Origin of the sequence: Sphingosinicella ginsenosidimutans, from assembly GCF_007995055.1 — a bacterium.
GTDB lineage: Bacteria > Pseudomonadota > Alphaproteobacteria > Sphingomonadales > Sphingomonadaceae > Allosphingosinicella > Allosphingosinicella ginsenosidimutans.
The window spans coordinates 1,045,375-1,065,155 of record NZ_VOQQ01000001.1; the positions used below are offsets into that span (position 1 = coordinate 1,045,375).

Here is a 19,781-nt window from a genome sequence, read left to right on the forward strand (position 1 = left end):
TTGGAAAGCCCGTATTCAAACGCTCAGTCGCGCAAAGGGGACCAGGATGGGTCCGATGCGCCCAAAGGTGTCGGCACGCGCCGCATCGCCATGCCGGTAATGTCGACCGACCAGATCTGGCCGTTGGCGCGGCTGAACATGATGACGCGGCCGTTCGGCGCCCAGGTCGGCCCCTCGTCGAGCGGCCCGCCGGTCAGAATCCGCTCGCCGCTGCCGTCGGGGTTCATCACCCCGATCCGGAACGAGCCGACCTGGGTGAAGGCGATGAGATCGCCGCGTGGGCTCCAGACCGGCGTTCCGTAGCGGCCGCCGCCGAAGCTGATTCGATGCTGGTTCGATCCGTCCGCGTTCATCACATAGAGTTGCTGGGTGCCCCCCCGGTCGCTTTCGAAGACGATCCTTCTTCCGTCGGGCGAAAAGGAGCCGCCGTCGTCGATGCCCGGCGAATTGGTCAGCCGCTGCGGAGTCCCACCGGACGAGGAGACCCGGTAGATGTCGGTATTGCCGTTCACCGACATCGAGAAGATGATCGAATGGCCGTCCGGCGAGAAACGCGGCGCGAACGTCATGTAGGGCTGCGACACGAGCGGCCGGCTGCGGCCCGACCCGACGTCGTAGACATAGACGCGCGGCTGGTTGTTCTCGTAGCTCATATAGGCGACGGTCTGCTGGTTCGGCGCGAAGCGCGGGGTCAGCACGGTCGCCTGGCCGTTGGTCAGGAAACGGTGGTTCGCCCCGTCCTGGTCCATGATCGCGAGCCGCTTGATCCGGTGCCGCGCCGGTCCTGTTTCCGACACGTAGATGACCCGGGTATCGAAATAGGGACCTTCGCCGGTCAGCCGCGTGTAGATCGTGTCCGAACATTTGTGCGCGGCGCGGCGCCACTGGGCCGGCTGGACGACGAATCCCTGACGGGCGAGCTCGCTGTGCGAGGCGACGTCGTAGAGGTAGCAGCCGACGGTCAGCGTGCCGTCGCCATTCGCCTGGACGAATCCCTGGACAAGCGCCTGGGCGCCGGTTGCACCGAAAGCGCCGAAATCGGGCGCGGTCACCTGGGCGAAGGCGACGTTCGGCAGCCCCTGCGGCCCGATCGGCGAAAACAGGCCGGAATTGCGCAGGTTGTTGGCGATGATGTCCGACACCTGGTGGCCGAGTTCGGCGGTGTTGCCCGCCGCGGTGCCGGTCGCCGCCGGGGTCGGCATGTAGGGGATGGCGATCGGCATCGGCGCGCGACGGCCCCCGGTCACATCGACGACGAGCTGGCCGGAATCATCCCCCGCCTGGGCGGGCTGCTGCTGGCCGGGCGGCGGCGCCTGGACGGCCGGGGCCGGCGGCCGGGGTGTCTGGCTCGAAGCAACGACGCCAACGAGGGCGGTCGCGGCGGCGGCGATGGTCAGGGCGATACGCACGTTTCTCATCCTCATCCCGGAAGGCTGTAGTTCATGGTGAAGTTCGCCCAGCCGCGCGGAACGTCATAGAGCTCCTGCGGAAGGCCGCGCAGCGGCGAACAGCCGACGAAGGTGGCGATGGCGAGATCGGCGACACGGGCGGCATAGCGGCGGTTCTCGTCGTCGATCCCGGTCTGCCCCGTCACGCGCGGCCGCGCGGCGAGCGATCCGTCGCGGTTGAGCCGGAGGTTGATCGTCGTGCGGATGCGCTCGGCGCCAGGGCCCGGATTGACCTGCTGGTCGGCGCAGGGCTGGACCTGGCGCGCGATCGCCGAAGCGATGCTCGCCGCCGCCTGCGCGCTCATCGTCGCGGCCTGCTGACGATTGTCGCGCGATGGCGAGGGATCGCGGCCGATTCCGCGCAGCAGATCGGGGCCGAGCAGCGAGCGCCGGGTCTGTTGCGCGCTGCCCTCGGTGCCGGGACGGGTCCGCGGCGGGGTTTCCTGGGGGCGCGGCGGGGACGGCCGGGTTTCGGCGGGCTGCGGCCGAGCACGCTCGGGGCTCGGCGCGACATCGGCCTGGCGCGGCGCGGGGGGCGCCGGCGCCGGCGTCGGCGCGGGCGTCGGAGCGGCACTTTCGGTCGGGCCGGTTTCGGGCGCGCGCCCCTGTTCGGGCGGCGCTGGCGCCGGCGACGGTGCGGCGGATTGGAGCGCGACGCGATCGACGAACGACACCTCGATCGAATCAGCGGGGGGCGGCGGCAGCGCGGCGCGGGCGAGCGCGAGCGACAGCACCGCGAGAAGCGCAAGATGCGCCGCCAGCGATATGCCGAAGCCCGTCTTTTCCGCGCGATCCATCAGCGCGCCTCGCCCTGCGGGTTGCCGACCAGAGCCATGCGGCGAAGGCCGGCATGGTTGATCTCGCCCATCACCTCCATCACCCGGCCGTAATCGAGGCCGCTGTCGGCGCGCAGATAGATACGCGGGCCGCCCTCGTCGTTCGATCCGGAGGCGATCGCCTGGAGCCGTGGACCGAGCGCCCCTTCCGGCACCCGAGTGTTGTCGATGAAAATCGCGCCGGTGCGGTCGATCGAGATCGACACCGGCCGCTGGTCCTGGTCGAGCGCGGCCGCCTTGGTCTTGGGCAGATCGACCTGGACGCCGGCGGTGAGCAGCGGCGCCGTCACCATGAAGATGATGAGCAGCACGAGCATCACGTCGACCATCGGCGTGACGTTGATCTCCGCCATCGGCGCCCTGCGGCCGCGGCGGCCGGCGCCCTTGATCGGCCCCATCGCCATCAGGCTTCCGCCTCAAGCTCGCGCGAAAGGGTGCCGTGGAATCCGTCGGCGAACCGCTGCAGCCGCGCCTCGAACCGCTCGATGCCGAAGCTGAAGCGATTATAGGCGATCACGGCCGGAATCGCTGCGAACAGGCCAAGGGCGGTGGCGAAGAGCGCCTCGGCGATGCCCGGCGCGACGACGGCCAGGCTGGTATTCTGCTGCCCCGCAATGTCGGTGAAGCTGCGCATGATGCCCCAGACCGTGCCGAACAGGCCGACGAAGGGCGCCACCGCGCCGACGGTGGCGAGGATGTTGAGCCGCGCCGCAAGCCGGTCGATCTCGGCGCCCACCGCCGCGTTCAGCGCCACGGCGAGCCGCGCGCGCGTGCCTTCGCGGTCGATCGCGCGCCCGGCGGTCGAGCGGCGCCACTCGGCGATGCCGGCCGCGAGCACCTTGGCGGAGGGCAGATCGCTGCGGCCACGCGCCTCGTGGAACGCGTCGATATCCTGCGCCTTCCAGAAATCACGCTCGAACCGGTCGCTTTCGCGCCGCGCCCGGCCCATCTTCAGCAGCTGGCCGATGATGATCGTCCAGGTCCAGACGCTGGCGAGCAACAGCCCGATCATCACCGCCTTCACGACGATGTCGGCCTGCAGGAACAGCGCGACCGGCGACATCGCTCCATGGACGAGAGTAAGACTTGTCAATCAGCTTCCCCTTTCAAACGCTCGAACCGTTCGATCCAATCGCGCGGCTGGCGCTTCGGCCGCCCGTCCAGCGACAGGAAGGCGGCCGTGACCGATGCTTCGGCCACAATCTCCGGCCCGCGCATGACTCGCTGATGAATGAGGGCGCTCGCGGCGCGGACCTCCTTCAGTTCGCTGAGGATGACGAGTTCGTCGTCCAGCCTTGCCGGCGTGCGGTAGCGGATCTGCACCTCGGCGACGGCATAGACTCCCTCGCCCGCCTTGATCGCGGCCCGCTGATCGATCCCCGCGGCGCGCAGCATGTCCGATCGCGCGCGCTCCATGAACTTGAGGTAATTGGCATAATAGACGATGCCGGCGACGTCCGTATCCTCGAAATAGACGCGCAGCGCGAAATGATGGGTCCTGCCCACGAAAGCGCCCGCATAGGCTTTGTCGATCGCGTCACCCACAGCCCGTCGCGCTTAACCGTGGCGGGCAGGCCGGCCAAGCCCCCGCATCGGCCGCGGGACGAATCGAGGCGATTTCGCGTCGACATCCTTCGCGTCCGGGCGCGGCACGCCTTGACCTGAGGGGGGAGCGGGCGCTCCGCCTCCCCTCGCCGCCGTCACCGATTGGCCGCGAGGAACGCTGCGCTCTGCGCCGCGACCGCCCGGACGAGATCGCCCTGCGCCTCGCTGACGTCGACCAGGTGGATGCCCCAGCCGGGGAGCGGCACGTCGCCGGGGATATTATCGGTCCGCGCGTCGTTCGGGTCGGCGTTCACGCTGATGGCGAAATAGCCGATCCTGCCGTCATGCCGGCACTGGCCGGAGACGAGCCCCTGGGTGTGGAGGAAAGTCGCGGGCGGCGCCCCGGTGGTCGACCAGGTGATCCCGGGCGAGCCGGCGGGCGTCGCGATCCAGTAGCTGTCGAGCGGCGCGGCGGCATCGCTGCCGAGCGCGGCGGGATTGGTGCAGCCGACCGTCCAGCCGTCACGGCTGGCATAGGAGAACAGGCCCGGCCCGGTCGGCGGCGCTTCGGCGCGGAAGGATTGATAGGTGATGACGCAGCCCGTCTGGCCGGCGCGCGTGCACAGCGGCGTGTGCTGGAAGGTGCCGCCGACGTCGCGGCCTTCCGGCACCTCGACATTGAAGCCGAGGAGGACCGCCGAGACCATGCGCCGCGCGAGCGGGCGTCCCTCGATCTCGCGCTGGATCAGCGTGATGCCGTGGATCGAGCCCTGGCTGTGGCCGACGATCACGAACGGCCGGCCCCGATTGTAATGATCGAGATAGTAGCGAAAGGCGGCGGCGACGTCGGCATAGGCCATTCCGAGGATCGGGGCCGGGTCCTGACCTTGCATCATCGCGGGGATGCTTCCCATCGTCGCCTGACGATAGAGCGGCGCATAGGGTTTGCACACGCTTGCGAAGCGGGCGAACTGGACCATGGCCGCCGCCATTTCCTCCCGGCCCGGGATCATGTCGCTGTTCAGGCCCGGGTCGCGCGAGACCGTGGGATAGATGTAGAAGCAGTCGATCGGCGGATCGGCCGCCGGCGCGTCCTGATGCACCGGCCCATAGCCGTCGGGGTTGAGATCGGCGGTGGCGAGCGGTCGATCGCAGGAATCGCCGTCGCGGCCGGGCAGGCAGAGCCACGCCGCCTGATCGGAATAATCGGGCGCCGCGGCGGCCGCCGCCTCCTGCGCCGGAGCAGGCGCCGCGGCGAGCGCGAACGCGGCAGCGATCACGGGGGCGAGGGCGAGAGATTTCATGCGGCGCTCCTTCATTTGCCGTCGAACAGGCCGGCCTGGCCTTTCGGTTGCGGCAGGCCGAGATGCGTCCAGCCCGGCCCGTTGAGGCAGCGGCCGCGCGCGGTGCGGGCGATGAGGCCCAATTGGATGAGATAAGGCTCGATCACTTCCTCGATCGTGTCGCGCGGCTCGGAAAGGCCTGCGGCGAGCGTTTCGACGCCGACCGGGCCGCCGCGATAGATGTCGGCGATCATGTGGAGATAGCGCCGGTCCATCGCGTCGAGGCCGAGATGATCGACCTCCATGCGGTTGAGCGCCGCATCGGCGATCTTCGCGTCGACCTCCGCATCCCCCGCCGCCTGCGCGAAATCGCGCACCCGGCGCAGCAGCCGCCCGGCGATACGCGGCGTGCCGCGCGAGCGGCGCGCGACCTCGCGGGCGCCGTCTTGCGTGAGCGTCAGGCCGAGCAAACGGGCGGCGCGGCGGACGACCTGCTCAAGCTCCTCCACCGCATAGAATTGCAACCGCACCGGGATGCCGAACCGGTCGCGCAGCGGCGTGGTGATCAGCCCCTGCCGCGTCGTCGCGCCGACCAGGGTGAATTTTGGCAGATCGATCCGCACCGAGCGCGCCGACGGCCCCTCGCCGATCATCAGGTCGAGGACGCGGTCCTCCATCGCAGGATAGAGAATCTCCTCCACCGCCGGCTGGAGCCGGTGGATCTCGTCGATGAACAGGACGTCGCCGTCCTCGAGATTGGTGAGCAGGGCGGCGAGATCGCCCGACTTGGCGATGACCGGCCCGGACGTGGCGCGAAAGCCGACGCCGAGCTCGCGCGCGACGATCTGCGCCAGCGTCGTCTTGCCAAGCCCCGGCGGCCCGAAGAACAGCACATGATCGAGCGCATCGCCCCGCGCCTTGGCGGCGGCGATGAACACCCGCAAATTCTCCCGCGCCGCCTGTTGGCCCACGAATTCGTCGAGCGACTTGGGGCGCAGGGCGGCGTCGAGATCCTCGGGGCGGCGCTCCGGGGTGGTGAGGCGGTCAGGGTCGGTCATGCCGCGCGGAGCCTAGCCCCAGCCGTCACACCCGCGAAAGCGGGAAGGTCGGGGAGGGAAGTCATTTCGCGGCCTTTTTTAGCGCCAGCCGCACCAGCGCATCCAGCGTGGCTTCCGGCCCAAGCTCCGCCTCGGCCTTCGCCACAGCCGCTGCCGCTTCGGCGGGGCGGAAGCCGAGATTGGCGAGGGCGGAAATGGCGTCCTGGGCCTTGCCGCCCGCCGGGGCAGGCGCGGCCGTGCCGGCGGGGCCGAGGGCGACGCTGCCGGCCTTGTCCTTCAGCTCGTTGACGATGCGCTGCGCGAGCTTGGGGCCGACGCCCTGGGCGCGGGCGATCATCGCATGGTCGCCGCTTGCCACCGCGCGGTGGACCTCGTCGGCGGACAGGGCGGAGAGGATGGCCAGCGCCACGCGGGCCCCGACGCCCTGGACCGACACGAGCAGCCGGAACCAGTCGCGCTCCTCGGCCGAGGCGAAGCCGACCAGGCGAATGAAATCCTCGCCGACCAGCATTTCGGTGTGGAGCACCACCTCGTCCCCGATCGCGCCGAGGCCGGAAAGGGTGCGGGTGGAGGCGGAGACGAGGTAGCCGACGCCGTTCACGTCGATCACCGCATGATCGGCGCCAAACTCCGTCAATGTTCCCCGCAGCCTCGCGATCATGTTTGCTGCCTACCCGGTCCAGCTCGTCATTGCGAGCGCGGCGAAGCAATCCAGTGCAGCATCCGAGTCCCGCTGGATTGCTTCGTCGCTATGCTCCTCGCAATGACGGGGGCATCACCTCACCCTTCGCGCGCTGGCGAGATGGTGCGCATGGGTGATCGCGACGGCCAGCGCATCCGCCGCGTCGGCGCCGGCGATCTTCGCCGAGGGCAAGAGCCGCTGGACCATTGCGTGGACCTGCGCCTTGTCCGCGCCGCCGGTGCCGACCACCGCCTTCTTGACCAGCCGCGGTGCATATTCGCCGACCGCGATCCCCTGCCGCGCGGCGACCAGCAGGACCACGCCCCGCGCCTGGCCGAGCTTCAGCGTCGATTGCGGATTGTCGTTGAGGAACACCTCCTCGACCGCGGCCTCGGTCGGCCCGTGCGCCGCGATCACGGCCGCCAGCGCCTCCTCCAGCCGCACCAGCCGCGCCGGCAGCGGCTGCTTCGCATCGGTTCGCACCTGGCCGTTGGCGACATGCGAAAGCCGGTTGCCGTCGGCCGCGATCACCCCCCAGCCTGTGCAGGCAAGACCGGGATCGAGGCCGATGACGACATCCATTAGCCCCTCCCCTTCAGGGGAGGGGTTGGGGTGGGGTATGTCGAAGCGCCCCAGCACCGATCGGGAAGATCTTCGAGAGTCTGGCGGATGACAGTCAGTACGCCGTCGACATTGCTCATCACGTCGCGATTGGAACAGCGGATCGTTGGGAACCCACGGGCCGCAAGCATGGCGTCTCGCCTGGCGTCCGCCTCTGCGATATGGGTCTCGCCATCCACTTCCACGATCAGCCCTTTCGCGGGGCAGAAGAAGTCGGCGACAAAGGGTGGGATCGCTGCCTGACGCCGGAACTTGAAGCCGCCGAGCTGCGAGCCCGAAAGATGCCGCCAAAGTCGCTTTTCAGGCTCGGTCGGTTCCCGACGCATGGATCGAGCATGTTCTCCAAGCTTCGGGTCGGCCCGCACGTTGTCCCCACCCCTTGATCCCCCCCCCTAAAGGGGAGGGGTCCGATCCTCGCTAACCCAGCTTCTCCATCACCTCGTCGGGCACTTCGTAATTGCCCCACACGGTCTGGACGTCGTCATCTTCCTCAAGCGCGTCGACGAGCTTCAGGAGCTGCTGCGCGTCGTCCTCGCCGACGGTGACCGAGGTTTGCGGCCGCCAGGCGAGCTTCACCGCCTCGGCTTCGCCGAGCGCGCTCTCGAGCGCGCGCGAGACGCTGTGGAGATCGTCGATCGTCGTCCAGACGCGGTGCCCGTCCTCGTCGGATTCGACATCCTCGGCCCCCGCGTCGATCGCCGCCTCCAGCACCTTGTCGGCATCGCCGACGCTTGCCGGATATTCGATCAGTCCAAGCCGGTCGAAGCCGTGCGTCACCGATCCCGAGGCGCCCAGATTGCCGCCATTCTTCGAGAAAGCGGTGCGGACATTGGTCGCGGTTCGGTTGCGATTGTCGGTGAGCGCATCGACGACGATCGAGACACCGCCCGGCCCAAAGCCTTCGTAGCGGATTTCCTCGTAATTCTCGGCTTCGCCGCCTGACGCCTTGTCGATCGCGCGCTGGATATTGTCCTTGGGCATCGACTGCGCCCGCGCGGCGAGCACAGCGGCCCTGAGGCGCGGGTTCGCATCGGGATCGGGCAGCCCGGCCTTGGCCGCGACCGTGATCTCACGCGAGAGCTTGGAGAACATCGCCGAGCGCTTCTTGTCCTGCGCGCCCTTGCGATACATGATGTTCTTGAATTTGCTGTGGCCGGCCATCGGCTCACCCTTTCACATTCCTGGGGCTCAGGCGAGCCCGAGCGCTGCCTTGTAGGTATCGAGAAGCGCCTCGGATTCCTCGCGGACGTGCTTTTCCATCTTGCGAAGCCGCACCACCGTGCGCATCGTCTTGGGATCATAGCCGCGCGCCTTGGCTTCGGCATAGACGTCCTTGATGTCGTCCTGCATCGCCTTCTTCTCTTCCTCGAGCCGCTCGATCCGCTCGATCAGCAGCCGCAATTCGTCGGCCGCAATGCTTCCTTCCGCCAAGTGACGCTCCATCGGATTCGTGGTTGAGCGCACGCCCCTACGGTTTGGGGCCGCCGGGCTCAAGCGCCTTGCACTGTCACTATGAGCGGCTATGCCTTCGCCATGCCGCGAAAAGAGCCCAGCCACGCCCCTTATTCCCCGCGCTCCCGCAAGGTGCGCATCCTCGCGACGCTTGGGCCGGCGAGCGACACGCCGGAGATGATCCGCGCGCTCGCCGAGGCGGGGGCCGATGCCTTCCGCATCAACATGAGCCACGGCAATCATGACGATCACCGGCGAAGGATCGCCGCGATCCGGCGGCTGGAGACGGAAACCGGCCGGCCGACGACGATCCTGGCCGATCTGCAGGGGCCCAAGCTGCGCGTCGGCCGCTTCAAGGACGACAAGGCCGAGCTCAGGAACGGCCAGCGGTTCGTTTTCGATCGCCGCAAGGAGCCGGGCGACGCGACAAGGGTCGCACTGCCGCACAAGGAGATTTTCGAGGCGGTGCGGGCGGGCGCGCGCCTGCTGGTCGACGACGGCAAGCTGGTCCTTCGCGTCACCGCGCATGATGCGGAGACGATCGAGACCGAGGTCGAGGTCGGCGGCACGATCTCGAACAACAAGGGGCTGAACCTCCCCGATGTGGTGCTCCCGCTGGCGGCGCTGACCGACAAGGACCGGGCCGATCTCACGTTCGCGCTCGAAGAGGGGGTGGATTGGATTGCGCTGTCCTTCGTCCAGCGGCCCGAGGACGTGGCCGAGGCGCGACGGCTGATCGGCGGCAAGGCGGCGCTGCTCGCCAAGATCGAGAAGCCGTCGGCGATCGACCGGCTCGAGGGGATATTGGAGCTTGCCGACGCGGTGATGGTGGCGCGCGGCGATCTTGGCGTCGAGCTGCCGCCCGAGGCGGTGCCGCCGCTCCAGAAGCGGATCGTCGAGGCGGCGCGGCGGCTGGGCCGCCCGGTCGTCGTCGCCACCCAGATGCTCGAATCGATGATCACCGCCCCGTCGCCGACCCGGGCGGAGGTGTCGGACGTCGCGACCGCGGTCTATGACGGCGCCGACGCGATCATGCTGTCCGCCGAAAGCGCGTCCGGCCGGTTCCCGCGCGAGGCGGTGGCGATGATGAACCGGATCGCGACCAGCGCCGAATCCGATCCAACCCACTATGCCCGCGTCCATTTCACCGAGACCCTGCCCGACGCCACCACGAACGACGCGATCGCGCGGGCGGCGAGCGAAATGGCGCGCACCATCACCGCATCGGCCATCGTCTGCTTCACCAGTTCGGGATCGACTGCCCGGCGGGTGGCGCGCGAGCGGCCGATCGTGCCGCTGCTGGTGCTCACCCCGTCGATGCGAACCGCGCGTCAGCTCGGCCTTTTGTGGGGCGCCCATGCCGTGCGCACCCGCGACGTCCACAGTTTCGAGGAGATGGTCGGCAAATCCAAGCGAATGGCGCTGCGCCACGCGATCGCGAAGGGTGGCGACCGGCTGATCGTCACCGCCGGCGTCCCCTTCGGCGTGCCCGGATCGACCAATGTGGTGCATGTCGCCCGCCTGATCGGCGACGAGCTCGATCGGCACAGGGCAAGCTGAAAGCGCGCCCGCCACATCGGCGCGCGCGCTTCGTGATATCGCATTCGCTGGGAACCGGCGCGAGCCGGCCGGTCGTCAGCCCTGGCGCGCCTTGAAGCGGCGGTTCGTCTTGTTGATGACGTAGGTCCGGCCGCGGCGGCGGATCACGCGACAATCGCGGTGACGCGACTTCAGGGACTTCAGGGAATTGCGGATCTTCATGGCGCGCGCTGCCTGCCTGTTCTTCAAGCTTCTGGGTTGTCTGAAAAGCGAGGCGCTCACCTAGTGGGGCGGGGCGAGGAAGTCAACCGCCACGGCAGACAACAAATCGGCCGCGATCTTCGCTTTTGAATGGAAATTTGTGCTCCCGGCAGGCTATAGAGAGGCGCCAATCGCAAAAATATTCCAGGGGCAGATATGGACCGCACCGATCTTCGCATCCTCGCCATCCTCCAGCAGGATTCGTCGCTTCCCGTCGCCGAGATCGCGAGCCGCGTGAACCTCTCGCAGACGCCCTGCTGGCGGCGGATCCAGAAGCTCGAGGCGCAGGGGATTATCGAGCGGCGCGTGGCGCTGGTCGATCCCAAGGCGATCGGGCTCGGCATTTCCGTCTTCGTCGAGATCGAGGCGCCGGACCACACACCCGACTGGCTCGGCGCCTTCGCCGACGCGGTCGCCGCCATGCCCGAGGTGATGGAGGTTTACCGCATGGCCGGCGAGATCGATTATCTGCTGCGCGTCGCGGTCGGATCGATGGCCGATTATGACGATTTCTATCGTCGGCTGATCGCCCGCGTGCCGCTCAAGAACGTCACGTCGCGATTCGCGATGGAGCGGGTCAAGCACACCACCGCCTATCCGCTCGGCGATGATGGTACGCGCGCATGAAAAAGCCCCCGGCGCATTGCCGGGGGCGAGGCTTACCGCTTCAACCTAGGGAGACCTCAGCGGATCAGGAGCGCTTACTGCGTGTTGGCAGTGTTCGCGTCGACCGCGTTCGCGTCGACCGCGGCGGCATCGGTCGCGTTCGCGTCCACCGCATTGGCGTCGGCGACATTGTCCGAAAGATTGCCGAGATCGTCGGCCGGAATCGCGAGATTCTCGTCCGCCGCATTGACATCGGCCGCATTGTTGGCGGTGCCGCCACCGCACGCGGCGAGCGTCATCAGGCCAGCCGCGAGGAGGGCCGTGGATACCAGTTTCATAATCAAAATTCCCCCTGTTACGAATCGTGGGCGGCCGGAAAACAACATGATCGAGCCACCCGCCGCAATGCGCGATCGGCGGTCGTCATCAATTCGCATTGTTGCGCCCGCGCTTGGCCTTCCTGTGCAACCACGTGCCAATCCGCGCCGCACGATTGGAAGATGCTTCCGCCCGAAAAGCGGCTAAGATGGCTTGAGCCTGAAAACCCGTCCGGGAGGTTGAGATGCGCATGTCGTTGCTTCGTTCGGGCCTGGCGCTCGCCGCCGCCGCGGCGCTCCTTGGCGGATGTGCCACCGATCAGGGTTCCGGCGCCCGCGCCGGGGCCAGCGTCACCCGATTCCATCTCGGCGAGCCGATCGCGCGCGGCTCGATCCTGATCGAGCCCGGCAATTCGGGCGACGCGGGAAGCCTGGAATTCGCGCAGCTTTCGGGCCCGGTCGCCCGCGAGCTTACCCGGCTCGGCTGGACGATCGTCCCGCCCGGCGCGACATCGGAACAGGTGGCGACGATGCGCGTGGTCCAGACGATGCGCGAGGGGCCGGCGCGCCGGTCCGGGCTCAGCATCGGCCTTGGCGGCGCGACGGGCGGCTATCGCAGCGGCGTGGGCGTCGGCGTCGGCGGGACGATCCCGATCGGCGGCGCGCGCCGCGGCGGGATCCTCGTCACCAGTCTCGCGATCCGCATCCAGCGCCGATCGGATGCAACCGTCGCCTGGGAAGGTCGCGCGGAGATCGAGGCCGCGGCCGGATCGCCGCTGGCCGATCAGCGGGTGGCGGTGGATAGGCTGGCGACCGCCCTGTTTCAAGACTTCCCTGGAGAGTCTGGTCGCACTATCACAGTGCGCTGACCCCCCATTTCATCATCCAGGGAAGCAATGACTCTCTCCGTTTCCAGCGCCTTCGACGGCGGCAATATCCGTTTGGTCGCAATCGACGGCGACCGTGTCGATCTCGAGATCGTCAAGGACCACCAATCCGATTTCTACCAGTGGTTCTATTTCCGCCTGACCGGGGGCGCCGGCCGCGATCTCCAGCTTCGCATCACCAATTGCGCCGGCTCCGCCTATCCGCATGGCTGGGACAATTACCGCGCCTGCATGTCCTATGATCGCGAGGAATGGACGCGGGTCGACAGCAACTATGAAGCCGGCGCGCTGACGGTCCGCCTGACCCCGGCGTCGGACAGCGTGTGGATCGCCTATTTCGCGCCCTATACGATGGAGCGGCACCACGATCTCGTCGCCTCGGTCGCGGCCCAGCCCGGCGTCGAATATCGCTCGCTCGGCCAGACGCTCGACGGGCAGGAGCTTGATTATTTCCGGCTTCCCGGCGGCCCGCTCCAGGCCTGGCTCTACGCGCGCCAGCATCCCGGCGAGACGATGGCCGAATGGTGGATGGAAGGGGCGCTTGAGCGGTTGCTCGACGAGGCCGACCCGGTCGTCCGCAAGCTGCGCGAGCGCTTCACCTTCCACGTCGTTCCGAACATGAACCCGGACGGATCGAAGCGCGGACACCTTCGCACCAACGCGGTCGGCGTCAATCTCAACCGCGAATGGCACGCGCCAAGCGCCGAGAGGAGCCCGGAAGTGCTCTACGTGCGCGACGAGATGGACAAGACCGGCGTCGATTTTGCGATGGACGTCCATGGCGACGAGGCGATCGCCGCCAATTTCCTCGCGGGCTTCGAGGGCATCCCGTCTTTCAAGCAGTCGCAACAGGACCTGTTCGAGGCCTTTTCGACCGCGCTGGTCGCCGCGACCCCCGATTTCCAGACCGAGAAGGGTTATGAAGTGCCGGCGCCGGGCCAGGCGAACCTTTCCATGTCCACCGCCCAGCTCGCCGAGCGCTATGGCGCCGTCTCGATGACGCTGGAAATGCCGTTCAAGGACAATGAGACGCTTCCGGACGAGACCTATGGCTGGTCGCCGGATCGCTGCCGCCTGCTCGCCCGCGCCTGCCTCGACGCGCTCCACGCGGTGTCGGGCCGGATCGCCGATTACCGGAAAGCCTGATGCCGCGCCTCGTCCTCGTCCGCCACGGCCAGTCGGCCTGGAACCTCGAAAACCGCTTCACCGGCTGGTGGGATGTCGATCTGACGCCGCAGGGAGAGGCCGAAGCGCAGGCGGCGGGCGCGCTGCTCGCCGCCAAGGGCCTCGATTTCGATCTTTGCTTCACCAGCCTCCAGACCCGCGCGATCCGCACGCTCCACATCGCGCTCAGGGCGATGGGCCGGCTGTGGCTGCCCGAGGAGAAGGACTGGCGGCTGAACGAGCGGCACTATGGCGGGCTCACCGGGCTGAACAAGGCGGAGACCGCGGCCAGGCATGGCGACGAGCAGGTGAAGATCTGGCGGCGCAGCTTCGACATCCCGCCGCCGCCGCTCCCGCCGGGCAGCGAATATGACCTCGCCCGGGACCGCCGCTATGCCGGGATCGAGGTGCCGGCGACCGAGAGCCTCAAGGACACGATCGCGCGGGTGCTTCCTTACTGGGACACCCGGATCGCGCCGGCGCTGAAGTCGGGGGAGCGCGTGCTGATCTCCGCGCATGGCAATTCGCTGCGGGCGCTGGTCAAGCATCTGTCGCGCATTCCGGACGACGAGATTACCAGCCTCGAAATCCCGACTGGCCAGCCGATCGTCTATGAACTCGACGATGATCTGAACGCGATCGAGCGTTACTATCTCAAGGACCGCTAGGCGCTGAATTCCTTGACCCGCGCCAGATTGCGGTGGGCGCGGTGAAGGACGTCGTCGGCGCCGTCGCCTGGCAGGATCGCAGCGACTCCGACGGTGAGGTCGAGCACGAGGTCGGCGCCGCCGATGTCGAGCGGCTGGCCGGCCACGAAGCGCGCGATCCGCTCGCCCGTCTCGATCGCCGATTCGCTGTCGAGATGGTCGAGGATCAGGGCGAAGCCGCCGTTCATGCGCGCAACCACGTCGCTCGCCCGAATGAGCCCCTTGAGCAGCCGGCCGAGATGGCGGAGCGCGGCATCGCCGGCGACCCGTCCGTGTCGGGCGTTGATCTCCCGCAGCGACCGGATGTCGATGGCAAGGAAGGCCGCGGGGGTGCCGTGCCGCCCACTTTGGCTCACGACCCTGTCGAGATGGCGGGCGAGCTCGCGCTCGTTGGGAAGGCCGGTCAGTGGATCGCAGTCGGCGCTCGCCTCGAGCTCGGCGACGCGCGCGCGCACGTCGGCGAGCGCCGCGCGAAGCAGCGCATTCTCGTCAGCGAGGCGGTCGAGTGCGGCGCGCGCCGCACCATCCAGCTCATCGTTGCGTTCCACGTCAGCCATCCGCAAATCCCTCGCACGCCGCATAGCGCGGACTGGTTAACAAGCCGCGAAGCAGCCGGCGCATTGCCGGGCGGGCGCGCCGCCGTTAAGGACTGCGCTTCGCCGTTCAGGGGGTCGAGAAATGGCCGAAGCCGCGCCGCTCGTCGGAATCATCATGGGCAGCCGCTCCGATTGGGAGACGATGCGCCATGCCGCCGAGATGCTCGACGCTCTCGGCATCGCCTATGAGACGCGCGTCGTCTCCGCCCATCGCACCCCGCAGCGTCTCTACGATTATGCGACCAGCGCCGTCGGACGCGGGCTCAAGGCGATCATCGCCGGGGCCGGCGGGGCAGCCCATCTGCCCGGCATGGCGGCGTCGATGACGCGGCTGCCCGTGCTCGGCGTTCCGGTCGAATCCAAAGCCCTGAGCGGTCTCGACAGCCTGCTGTCGATCGTCCAGATGCCCGCCGGCGTGCCGGTCGCGACCTATGCGATCGGTCGGGCGGGGGCCGCCAATGCCGGGCTCGCCGCCGCCGCCATCCTCGCGCTTGGCGACGATGCGCTTGCAGCGCGGCTCGATGCCTGGCGCGCGGCACAGACCGACGCGGTCGACGAACGCCCGGAATGATCCCGCCGGGCGCGACCATCGGGATTGTCGGGGGCGGACAGCTCGGGCGGATGCTCGCGCTCGCCGCCGCGCCTCTGGGCTATCGCTGCCATATCTACGCGCCCGGCGAGGCACCGCCCGCGGCCGAGGTCGCCGCGCGCTTCACCCGGGGAGCGTTCGACGATGCCGAGGCGCTGGCGCGCTTCGCGGACCAGGTCGACATCGTCACCTATGAGTTCGAGAATATCGCCGCCGGCCCGCTCAAGGCGCTCGGCGAGCATTCCGAGCTTCACCCCCCGCCGCGCGCGCTGGAGATCGCGCAGGACCGGCTGGCCGAAAAGCGCTTCGTCCTTGAGCTTGGCGGGCGCCCTGCGCCGTTCGCTGCGGTCGACGATCGCGCCGGCCTCGACGCGGCCATGGCCGGGATCGGCACGCCCGCGATCCTGAAGACGCGGAGGCTCGGCTATGATGGAAAGGGCCAGGCGCGGCTCATGGCGCCGGGCGATGCCGATGCGGCCTGGGCCGCGGTGAACGGCGCGCCGTCGGTTCTGGAAGGCTTCGTCGCCTTTGACGGCGAGTTTTCGATCCTGCTGTGCCGGGGAGGGGATGGCCGGATCGTGCTGTGGGATGCGCCGCGCAATGTGCATGAAGGCGGCATCCTTCGTCGTTCGACGGTTCCCGCGCCCGCCACGTTCGCGCCGGCGATCGAAAAGGGTGCGCGGCTCGCCAGCGCCATTGCCGAGGCGCTCGACTATGTCGGGGTTCTGGCCGTCGAATTCTTTGCCGTTGGCGGCGAGGCCTTGTTCAACGAAATGGCCCCGCGCGTCCACAATAGCGGCCACTGGACGATCGAGGGTGCGACGACCTCGCAGTTCGAAAATCACGTCCGCGCGATCTGCGGACTGCCGCTCGGGGCGACGGCGCTCACCGCTGCGGGGGCCGAAATGCGCAACCTGATCGGCGCCGAGGCGGATGAGTGGCCGGCGATCCTCGCCGATCCCGCGGCCCACCTCCACCTCTACGGCAAAGGCGAGGCCCGACCCGGGCGCAAGATGGGCCATGTCACGACATTGAGCTGATCGCACCGGGCGGCGCGCCCGCGCGGTTCGGCCGATTCCGGAACGGAAACGGACGGGCGGGAGCCGTTGCCCCCGCCCGATCCGGGATCAGTGCGCGGCCGGCGCCGCGGCGGCCGCGGGCGCGCCCACCGTTTCGATCGGCAGACCAAGCGGCTCGAGCTGGCTGCGGACCCGCGAGGCATCGCCGACCACCACCCAGATGAACTTGGACGGATCGATCGTGCGGCGCGCCACGGCGTCGAGCTGGCTCGGGGTCATCGCGCGATAGCGGCTGGCGAGCGTGTCATAATAATTGTCCGGCCGGCCATAGAGCGCGTTCTGCTGCAGCGCGCCGAGCACGGCGGCCGACGTCTCGAAGCTGCCGGGCAGCTCGCGAATGCCGCCGTTGACGGTGCGCTCGAGCTCGTCGGCGGTGACGCCGCGCGACCCCAGGAACTCCGTCATCTGCGTGCGCAGCGCCCCGAGCGCATCGCCCGTATGGTCCGCCTGGACCGGGGCGAAGACGATATAGGGCACCCGGTGCTGGACCTGGTTTACGATGCCGAAGACACCGTAGGACCAGTGCCGCGTCTCCCGCAGCTCGGTATTGAGCCGCGACAGGAAGCTCCCGCCGAGCACGTCGTTGGCCGCGGTGAGATCGAGCAGGTCGTCGGTCCCGTTCACGCCGAGCACGGCGCCGCCAAGGATCAGCGACTGCGGCGATTGCGGACGATCGACCAGGATGATCCGCGGACGCGGGTCCGGAATCGCGGTGGCGAAGCTCTTCGTTCCGCGCGCAACGGACGGCGCGCGCCAGTTTCCGAAGCGGGCTTCGAGCATCGGCACGATCTCGGCCAGGGTGGTGTCGCCGACCACGAAGATCTGCGCCGTATCCGGGCGGATCCATGCGTCATGCGCGGCGACGATCTGGTCGCGGGTGAAGCCGCGCACCGCCTCCGGCGAGCCCGATCCGGTGAACGGCGTCCCGTAGGGATAGCCGGTGCCGTAGAGCAACGGCGGCAAGGTCCGCAGCGCGATGCCCTGCGGCTGCGACATTTCCGCCGCGATCTGCGCCAGGCGCTGCCCGCGCAGGCGATCGATCTCATTCTGGGCAAAGGCCGGATTCTTGATGATGTCGGCCATGAGATCGAGCGACTGGCCGAGCATCGGCTTCAGCGCCGCCAGCGTGACCGAGGTGCGATCGAGGCCCGCCCCTGCGGTGATCTGGGCGCCGAGCCGCTCGCGCGCCTCCGCGACCTGGATCGAGTTCAGCGACGCGGTGCCCTCGTCGAGCAGCGCGGCCATGAAGCTCTGGAGGCCGGACGTTTCCGGCCGATCGGCGGCATAACCGGCATCGAACTGGACGGAGACGCGGACCACCGGGACGGCCGTGCGGCGCGCGAAGGTCACCTCGATGCCGTTGGACAGGCGGGCATGCTCGATCCGCGGGAACTGGAGATCGGCGATCTCCCCGACAGGCGGCAGATGCGAGCGATCGACGTCATAGGCGAGCGGGCGCCGCCCGGTCGCGGGCGCAGCGTCGTTGGCGGTCGCCGACGGGTTCGGCGCGAGCGGATGCTCGTCGGCGCGGGGCGTGCGATAGTAACGCGGCATGTGCGACGACGCGGCGCCGCCCGAACCTGCTGCCTCCTCATAGGGTTCGCGCTCGCCCGGGTCGACGCGCAGGGCATAGACCGGGCGGGTCAGCCAATGCTGCATCGCCGCGCGCGCGCTTTCCGGGGTGACGGCGGCGAGGGCCGCGAGCTGACGGCGGTAGAAATTGGCGTCATTGGCGTAGAGCGCGCCCTCCGCGAGGGCGACCGCCTTGCCGCCGAAGCCGCCGACCTGCTCGAGCCCGCGGATGCGGCTGGCCACCGAGCTGGTGACGTAGCGCTGCACTTCGTCCGCGGTCGGGCCGTGGGCGATGTAATCGGCGATGATCTGGTCCAGCCGGCGCGACACCGCATCGGCGTCGGCGCCCGGCTTCAGGTCCACCTGGACCTTGAAGAAGCTGACGCGGTGGAAGGTCTCGACATCGGCGCTCACGCTGACCGCGGTCTGATCGCCGCGGACGAGGGCATTGTCGAGGCGCGAACTGGCAAGTCCGCCCAGGACGCCGGCGGCGACATCGAGGGGCGCCTGCGATTCATCAAGGATGCCGGGGACGACCCACTCGCGATAAAGGCGGGTGGCGGGCACGTGATCGTGCATCGTCTCGTCGATCCGGGCCTCAAGCGTCGGCACGCTGGCCTCGGCCGGATGGTTTTGCGGCCCGCGCGGAATATCGCCGAAATAGCGCGCGACAAGCTGGCGGGCATCGGCGAGCGTGATGTCGCCGGCGAGCACGAGCACGGCATTGTTCGGGCCATAATGGTCGCGGAACCACTGTTGCACCGTCTGGAGCGAGGCCTGGTCGAGATCGGCCATCGAGCCGATCGTCGAGTGATGATAGGGGTGGCCTTCCGGGAACAGCGCGTTGAGCTCGTGATATTCGACGAGGCCGAAGGGCTGGTTGTCGCCCTGGCGCTTCTCGTTCTGGACGACACCGCGCTGGATATCGAGCTTCTGCTGCGTCACCGCGCCGAGCAGGTGGCCCATGCGATCCGATTCGAGGAACAGGGCGCGATCGAGCGCGCCGCGCGGGACGGTCTCGAAATAATTGGTGCGGTCGAACCAGGTCGTGCCGTTCATGTCGGTCGCGCCGATCTGCTGCATCGGCTCGAAATAGCTCGTGTTGCTGTTCTCCGATCCACCGAACATGAGATGTTCGAACAGGTGGGCGAAGCCGGTGCGCCCCTGGGGCTCGTCCTTGGAGCCGATCGAATACCAGACGGAAACGGCGACGATCGGCGCCTTGTGATCCTCATGGACGATCACGCGCAGGCCGTTGGGCAGGGTGAATTCCTCATGCGGGATGTTCACCGCCGACACCAGCTGCTGGATCGATCCGCCCGATGTCGACGCCGGCTGCGCGATCGCGGCTGGGCCGGACGAAACGAGGCCGGCGACCGACAGGCCGGCCGCAAGGGCGAATGAGGTCAACAACTTGCGCATGGAATACCCCCGGGAAATCACAAGCCGTGGACCTTAGCGCGGTGTGCGGTCAATGCAATACGGCCGCCGAAAAAACCAGGAAACGCAAGTGCAACGACGAATGCGCATGCCCCGGCG

The 19,781-nt window shown here is 68.4% G+C and carries 23 protein-coding genes; 7 read left to right on the forward strand and 16 right to left on the reverse strand.

What is annotated here, in order from left to right; all coding sequences use genetic code 11:
• Positions 1-23: 23 nt before the first annotated feature.
• The 12 genes from tolB to FRZ32_RS05205 form a co-directional block, all read right to left on the reverse strand.
• Positions 24-1,418 (reverse strand): Tol-Pal system beta propeller repeat protein TolB, encoded by a 1,395-nt coding sequence (gene tolB, locus FRZ32_RS05150; RefSeq protein ID WP_147044338.1) that lies wholly within the window; start codon positions 1,416-1,418, stop codon positions 24-26.
• A gap of 2 nt (positions 1,419-1,420) precedes the next feature.
• Positions 1,421-2,245, reverse strand: coding sequence for a cell envelope biogenesis protein TolA (locus tag FRZ32_RS05155; protein ID WP_147042508.1), 825 nt, complete (start codon positions 2,243-2,245; stop codon positions 1,421-1,423).
• Positions 2,245-2,688 carry an ExbD/TolR family protein gene (locus FRZ32_RS05160; protein ID WP_147042509.1) on the reverse strand — a complete coding sequence of 148 codons (444 nt, stop codon included), beginning with the start codon at positions 2,686-2,688 and terminating at the stop codon, positions 2,245-2,247. The genes FRZ32_RS05155 and FRZ32_RS05160 overlap by 1 nt, the downstream gene beginning before the upstream one ends.
• The gene (gene tolQ, locus FRZ32_RS05165; protein WP_147044339.1) at positions 2,688-3,347 is read right to left on the reverse strand and encodes a protein TolQ; all 660 of its coding nucleotides are present in this window, start codon (positions 3,345-3,347) and stop codon (positions 2,688-2,690) included. Before tolQ ends, FRZ32_RS05160 begins: the two co-directional genes overlap by 1 nt.
• A 26-nt stretch (positions 3,348-3,373) precedes the next feature.
• Complete coding sequence (locus FRZ32_RS05170) at positions 3,374-3,790, reverse strand: YbgC/FadM family acyl-CoA thioesterase (protein ID WP_341536575.1); 417 nt, start codon at positions 3,788-3,790, stop codon at positions 3,374-3,376.
• A gap of 194 nt (positions 3,791-3,984) precedes the next feature.
• Complete coding sequence (locus FRZ32_RS05175) at positions 3,985-5,133, reverse strand: DUF3089 domain-containing protein (protein ID WP_158635838.1); 1,149 nt, start codon at positions 5,131-5,133, stop codon at positions 3,985-3,987.
• A gap of 11 nt (positions 5,134-5,144) precedes the next feature.
• On the reverse strand, positions 5,145-6,170 hold the full coding sequence (gene ruvB / locus FRZ32_RS05180; protein ID WP_147042512.1) for a Holliday junction branch migration DNA helicase RuvB: 1,026 nt from the start codon (positions 6,168-6,170) through the stop codon (positions 5,145-5,147).
• Between the two features lie 61 nt (positions 6,171-6,231).
• Positions 6,232-6,831: a Holliday junction branch migration protein RuvA gene (gene ruvA, locus FRZ32_RS05185; protein ID WP_147042513.1), complete on the reverse strand. Its 600-nt coding sequence runs from the start codon at positions 6,829-6,831 to the stop codon at positions 6,232-6,234.
• A gap of 114 nt (positions 6,832-6,945) precedes the next feature.
• Complete coding sequence (ruvC, locus tag FRZ32_RS05190; protein WP_147042514.1) at positions 6,946-7,434, reverse strand: crossover junction endodeoxyribonuclease RuvC; 489 nt, start codon at positions 7,432-7,434, stop codon at positions 6,946-6,948.
• Positions 7,434-7,799, reverse strand: coding sequence for an endonuclease domain-containing protein (locus FRZ32_RS05195; protein ID WP_147042516.1), 366 nt, complete (start codon positions 7,797-7,799; stop codon positions 7,434-7,436). The genes ruvC and FRZ32_RS05195 overlap by 1 nt, the downstream gene beginning before the upstream one ends.
• 91 nt (positions 7,800-7,890) lie before the next feature.
• Complete coding sequence (locus FRZ32_RS05200; RefSeq protein WP_147042517.1) at positions 7,891-8,634, reverse strand: YebC/PmpR family DNA-binding transcriptional regulator; 744 nt, start codon at positions 8,632-8,634, stop codon at positions 7,891-7,893.
• Between the two features lie 27 nt (positions 8,635-8,661).
• On the reverse strand, positions 8,662-8,904 hold the full coding sequence (locus tag FRZ32_RS05205) for a DUF2312 domain-containing protein (RefSeq protein WP_205008242.1): 243 nt from the start codon (positions 8,902-8,904) through the stop codon (positions 8,662-8,664).
• 81 nt (positions 8,905-8,985) lie between these two features.
• On the opposite strand from FRZ32_RS05205, the gene pyk reads away from it, so the two are divergent.
• The gene (pyk, locus tag FRZ32_RS05210; protein WP_243445198.1) at positions 8,986-10,485 is read left to right on the forward strand and encodes a pyruvate kinase; all 1,500 of its coding nucleotides are present in this window, start codon (positions 8,986-8,988) and stop codon (positions 10,483-10,485) included.
• A gap of 75 nt (positions 10,486-10,560) precedes the next feature.
• On the opposite strand, the gene ykgO is transcribed toward pyk, so the two are convergent.
• Complete coding sequence (ykgO, locus tag FRZ32_RS05215; RefSeq protein WP_006833921.1) at positions 10,561-10,686, reverse strand: type B 50S ribosomal protein L36; 126 nt, start codon at positions 10,684-10,686, stop codon at positions 10,561-10,563.
• 195 nt (positions 10,687-10,881) lie between these two features.
• Here ykgO and FRZ32_RS05220 point away from each other — a divergent pair, with 195 nt between their 5' ends.
• Positions 10,882-11,352 carry an Lrp/AsnC family transcriptional regulator gene (locus FRZ32_RS05220; protein ID WP_147042520.1) on the forward strand — a complete coding sequence of 157 codons (471 nt, stop codon included), beginning with the start codon at positions 10,882-10,884 and terminating at the stop codon, positions 11,350-11,352.
• Positions 11,353-11,426: 74 nt separating this feature from the next.
• Here the strand turns inward: FRZ32_RS05220 and FRZ32_RS05225 are convergent, their stop codons facing one another.
• Entirely contained in the window at positions 11,427-11,669 is a 243-nt protein-coding gene (locus FRZ32_RS05225) for a hypothetical protein (protein ID WP_147042522.1), read from the reverse strand.
• A 224-nt stretch (positions 11,670-11,893) separates the two neighbouring features.
• On the opposite strand from FRZ32_RS05225, the gene FRZ32_RS05230 reads away from it, so the two are divergent.
• From FRZ32_RS05230 to gpmA, 3 genes are read left to right on the forward strand one after another with little or no spacing between them, the layout of a single operon-like run.
• Positions 11,894-12,517, forward strand: coding sequence for a DUF4136 domain-containing protein (locus tag FRZ32_RS05230; protein ID WP_243445199.1), 624 nt, complete (start codon positions 11,894-11,896; stop codon positions 12,515-12,517).
• A gap of 27 nt (positions 12,518-12,544) precedes the next feature.
• Positions 12,545-13,681, forward strand: coding sequence for a M14 family metallopeptidase (locus FRZ32_RS05235; protein WP_147042523.1), 1,137 nt, complete (start codon positions 12,545-12,547; stop codon positions 13,679-13,681).
• Positions 13,681-14,367: a 2,3-diphosphoglycerate-dependent phosphoglycerate mutase gene (gpmA, locus tag FRZ32_RS05240; protein ID WP_147042524.1), complete on the forward strand. Its 687-nt coding sequence runs from the start codon at positions 13,681-13,683 to the stop codon at positions 14,365-14,367. Before FRZ32_RS05235 ends, gpmA begins: the two co-directional genes overlap by 1 nt.
• On the opposite strand, the gene FRZ32_RS05245 is transcribed toward gpmA, so the two are convergent.
• Entirely contained in the window at positions 14,364-14,963 is a 600-nt protein-coding gene (locus FRZ32_RS05245) for a GGDEF domain-containing protein (protein WP_158635839.1), read from the reverse strand. The genes gpmA and FRZ32_RS05245 overlap by 4 nt on opposite strands.
• 121 nt (positions 14,964-15,084) lie before the next feature.
• Here FRZ32_RS05245 and purE point away from each other — a divergent pair, with 121 nt between their 5' ends.
• Complete coding sequence (gene purE / locus FRZ32_RS05250) at positions 15,085-15,573, forward strand: 5-(carboxyamino)imidazole ribonucleotide mutase (protein WP_147042526.1); 489 nt, start codon at positions 15,085-15,087, stop codon at positions 15,571-15,573.
• Positions 15,570-16,631 carry a 5-(carboxyamino)imidazole ribonucleotide synthase gene (locus tag FRZ32_RS05255; RefSeq protein ID WP_147042527.1) on the forward strand — a complete coding sequence of 354 codons (1,062 nt, stop codon included), beginning with the start codon at positions 15,570-15,572 and terminating at the stop codon, positions 16,629-16,631. Before purE ends, FRZ32_RS05255 begins: the two co-directional genes overlap by 4 nt.
• Before the next feature lie 87 nt (positions 16,632-16,718).
• On the opposite strand, the gene FRZ32_RS05260 is transcribed toward FRZ32_RS05255, so the two are convergent.
• The gene (locus tag FRZ32_RS05260; protein WP_147042528.1) at positions 16,719-19,664 is read right to left on the reverse strand and encodes a M16 family metallopeptidase; all 2,946 of its coding nucleotides are present in this window, start codon (positions 19,662-19,664) and stop codon (positions 16,719-16,721) included.
• Positions 19,665-19,781: the final 117 nt, after the last annotated feature.

What these genes read in the sequence shown, in the direction of transcription:
- FRZ32_RS05160 (WP_147042509.1), bottom strand. Translation starts at nt 2,688, where the DNA reads ATGGCGATGGGGCCGATCAAGGGCGCCGGCCGCCGCGGCCGCAGGGCG.
- tolB (WP_147044338.1), bottom strand. Translation starts at nt 1,418, where the DNA reads ATGAGAAACGTGCGTATCGCCCTGACCATCGCCGCCGCCGCGACCGCC.
- FRZ32_RS05155 (WP_147042508.1), bottom strand. Translation starts at nt 2,245, where the DNA reads ATGGATCGCGCGGAAAAGACGGGCTTCGGCATATCGCTGGCGGCGCAT.
- FRZ32_RS05225 (WP_147042522.1), bottom strand. Translation starts at nt 11,669, where the DNA reads ATGAAACTGGTATCCACGGCCCTCCTCGCGGCTGGCCTGATGACGCTC.
- purE (WP_147042526.1), top strand. Translation starts at nt 15,085, where the DNA reads ATGGCCGAAGCCGCGCCGCTCGTCGGAATCATCATGGGCAGCCGCTCC.
- FRZ32_RS05175 (WP_158635838.1), bottom strand. Translation starts at nt 5,133, where the DNA reads ATGAAATCTCTCGCCCTCGCCCCCGTGATCGCTGCCGCGTTCGCGCTC.
- FRZ32_RS05200 (WP_147042517.1), bottom strand. Translation starts at nt 8,634, where the DNA reads ATGGCCGGCCACAGCAAATTCAAGAACATCATGTATCGCAAGGGCGCG.
- FRZ32_RS05220 (WP_147042520.1), top strand. Translation starts at nt 10,882, where the DNA reads ATGGACCGCACCGATCTTCGCATCCTCGCCATCCTCCAGCAGGATTCG.
- gpmA (WP_147042524.1), top strand. Translation starts at nt 13,681, where the DNA reads ATGCCGCGCCTCGTCCTCGTCCGCCACGGCCAGTCGGCCTGGAACCTC.
- FRZ32_RS05260 (WP_147042528.1), bottom strand. Translation starts at nt 19,664, where the DNA reads ATGCGCAAGTTGTTGACCTCATTCGCCCTTGCGGCCGGCCTGTCGGTC.
- ruvC (WP_147042514.1), bottom strand. Translation starts at nt 7,434, where the DNA reads ATGGATGTCGTCATCGGCCTCGATCCCGGTCTTGCCTGCACAGGCTGG.
- ykgO (WP_006833921.1), bottom strand. Translation starts at nt 10,686, where the DNA reads ATGAAGATCCGCAATTCCCTGAAGTCCCTGAAGTCGCGTCACCGCGAT.
- FRZ32_RS05230 (WP_243445199.1), top strand. Translation starts at nt 11,894, where the DNA reads ATGCGCATGTCGTTGCTTCGTTCGGGCCTGGCGCTCGCCGCCGCCGCG.
- FRZ32_RS05245 (WP_158635839.1), bottom strand. Translation starts at nt 14,963, where the DNA reads ATGGCTGACGTGGAACGCAACGATGAGCTGGATGGTGCGGCGCGCGCC.
- ruvB (WP_147042512.1), bottom strand. Translation starts at nt 6,170, where the DNA reads ATGACCGACCCTGACCGCCTCACCACCCCGGAGCGCCGCCCCGAGGAT.
- tolQ (WP_147044339.1), bottom strand. Translation starts at nt 3,347, where the DNA reads ATGTCGCCGGTCGCGCTGTTCCTGCAGGCCGACATCGTCGTGAAGGCG.
- FRZ32_RS05235 (WP_147042523.1), top strand. Translation starts at nt 12,545, where the DNA reads ATGACTCTCTCCGTTTCCAGCGCCTTCGACGGCGGCAATATCCGTTTG.
- FRZ32_RS05255 (WP_147042527.1), top strand. Translation starts at nt 15,570, where the DNA reads ATGATCCCGCCGGGCGCGACCATCGGGATTGTCGGGGGCGGACAGCTC.
- pyk (WP_243445198.1), top strand. Translation starts at nt 8,986, where the DNA reads ATGAGCGGCTATGCCTTCGCCATGCCGCGAAAAGAGCCCAGCCACGCC.
- FRZ32_RS05195 (WP_147042516.1), bottom strand. Translation starts at nt 7,799, where the DNA reads ATGCGTCGGGAACCGACCGAGCCTGAAAAGCGACTTTGGCGGCATCTT.
- ruvA (WP_147042513.1), bottom strand. Translation starts at nt 6,831, where the DNA reads ATGATCGCGAGGCTGCGGGGAACATTGACGGAGTTTGGCGCCGATCAT.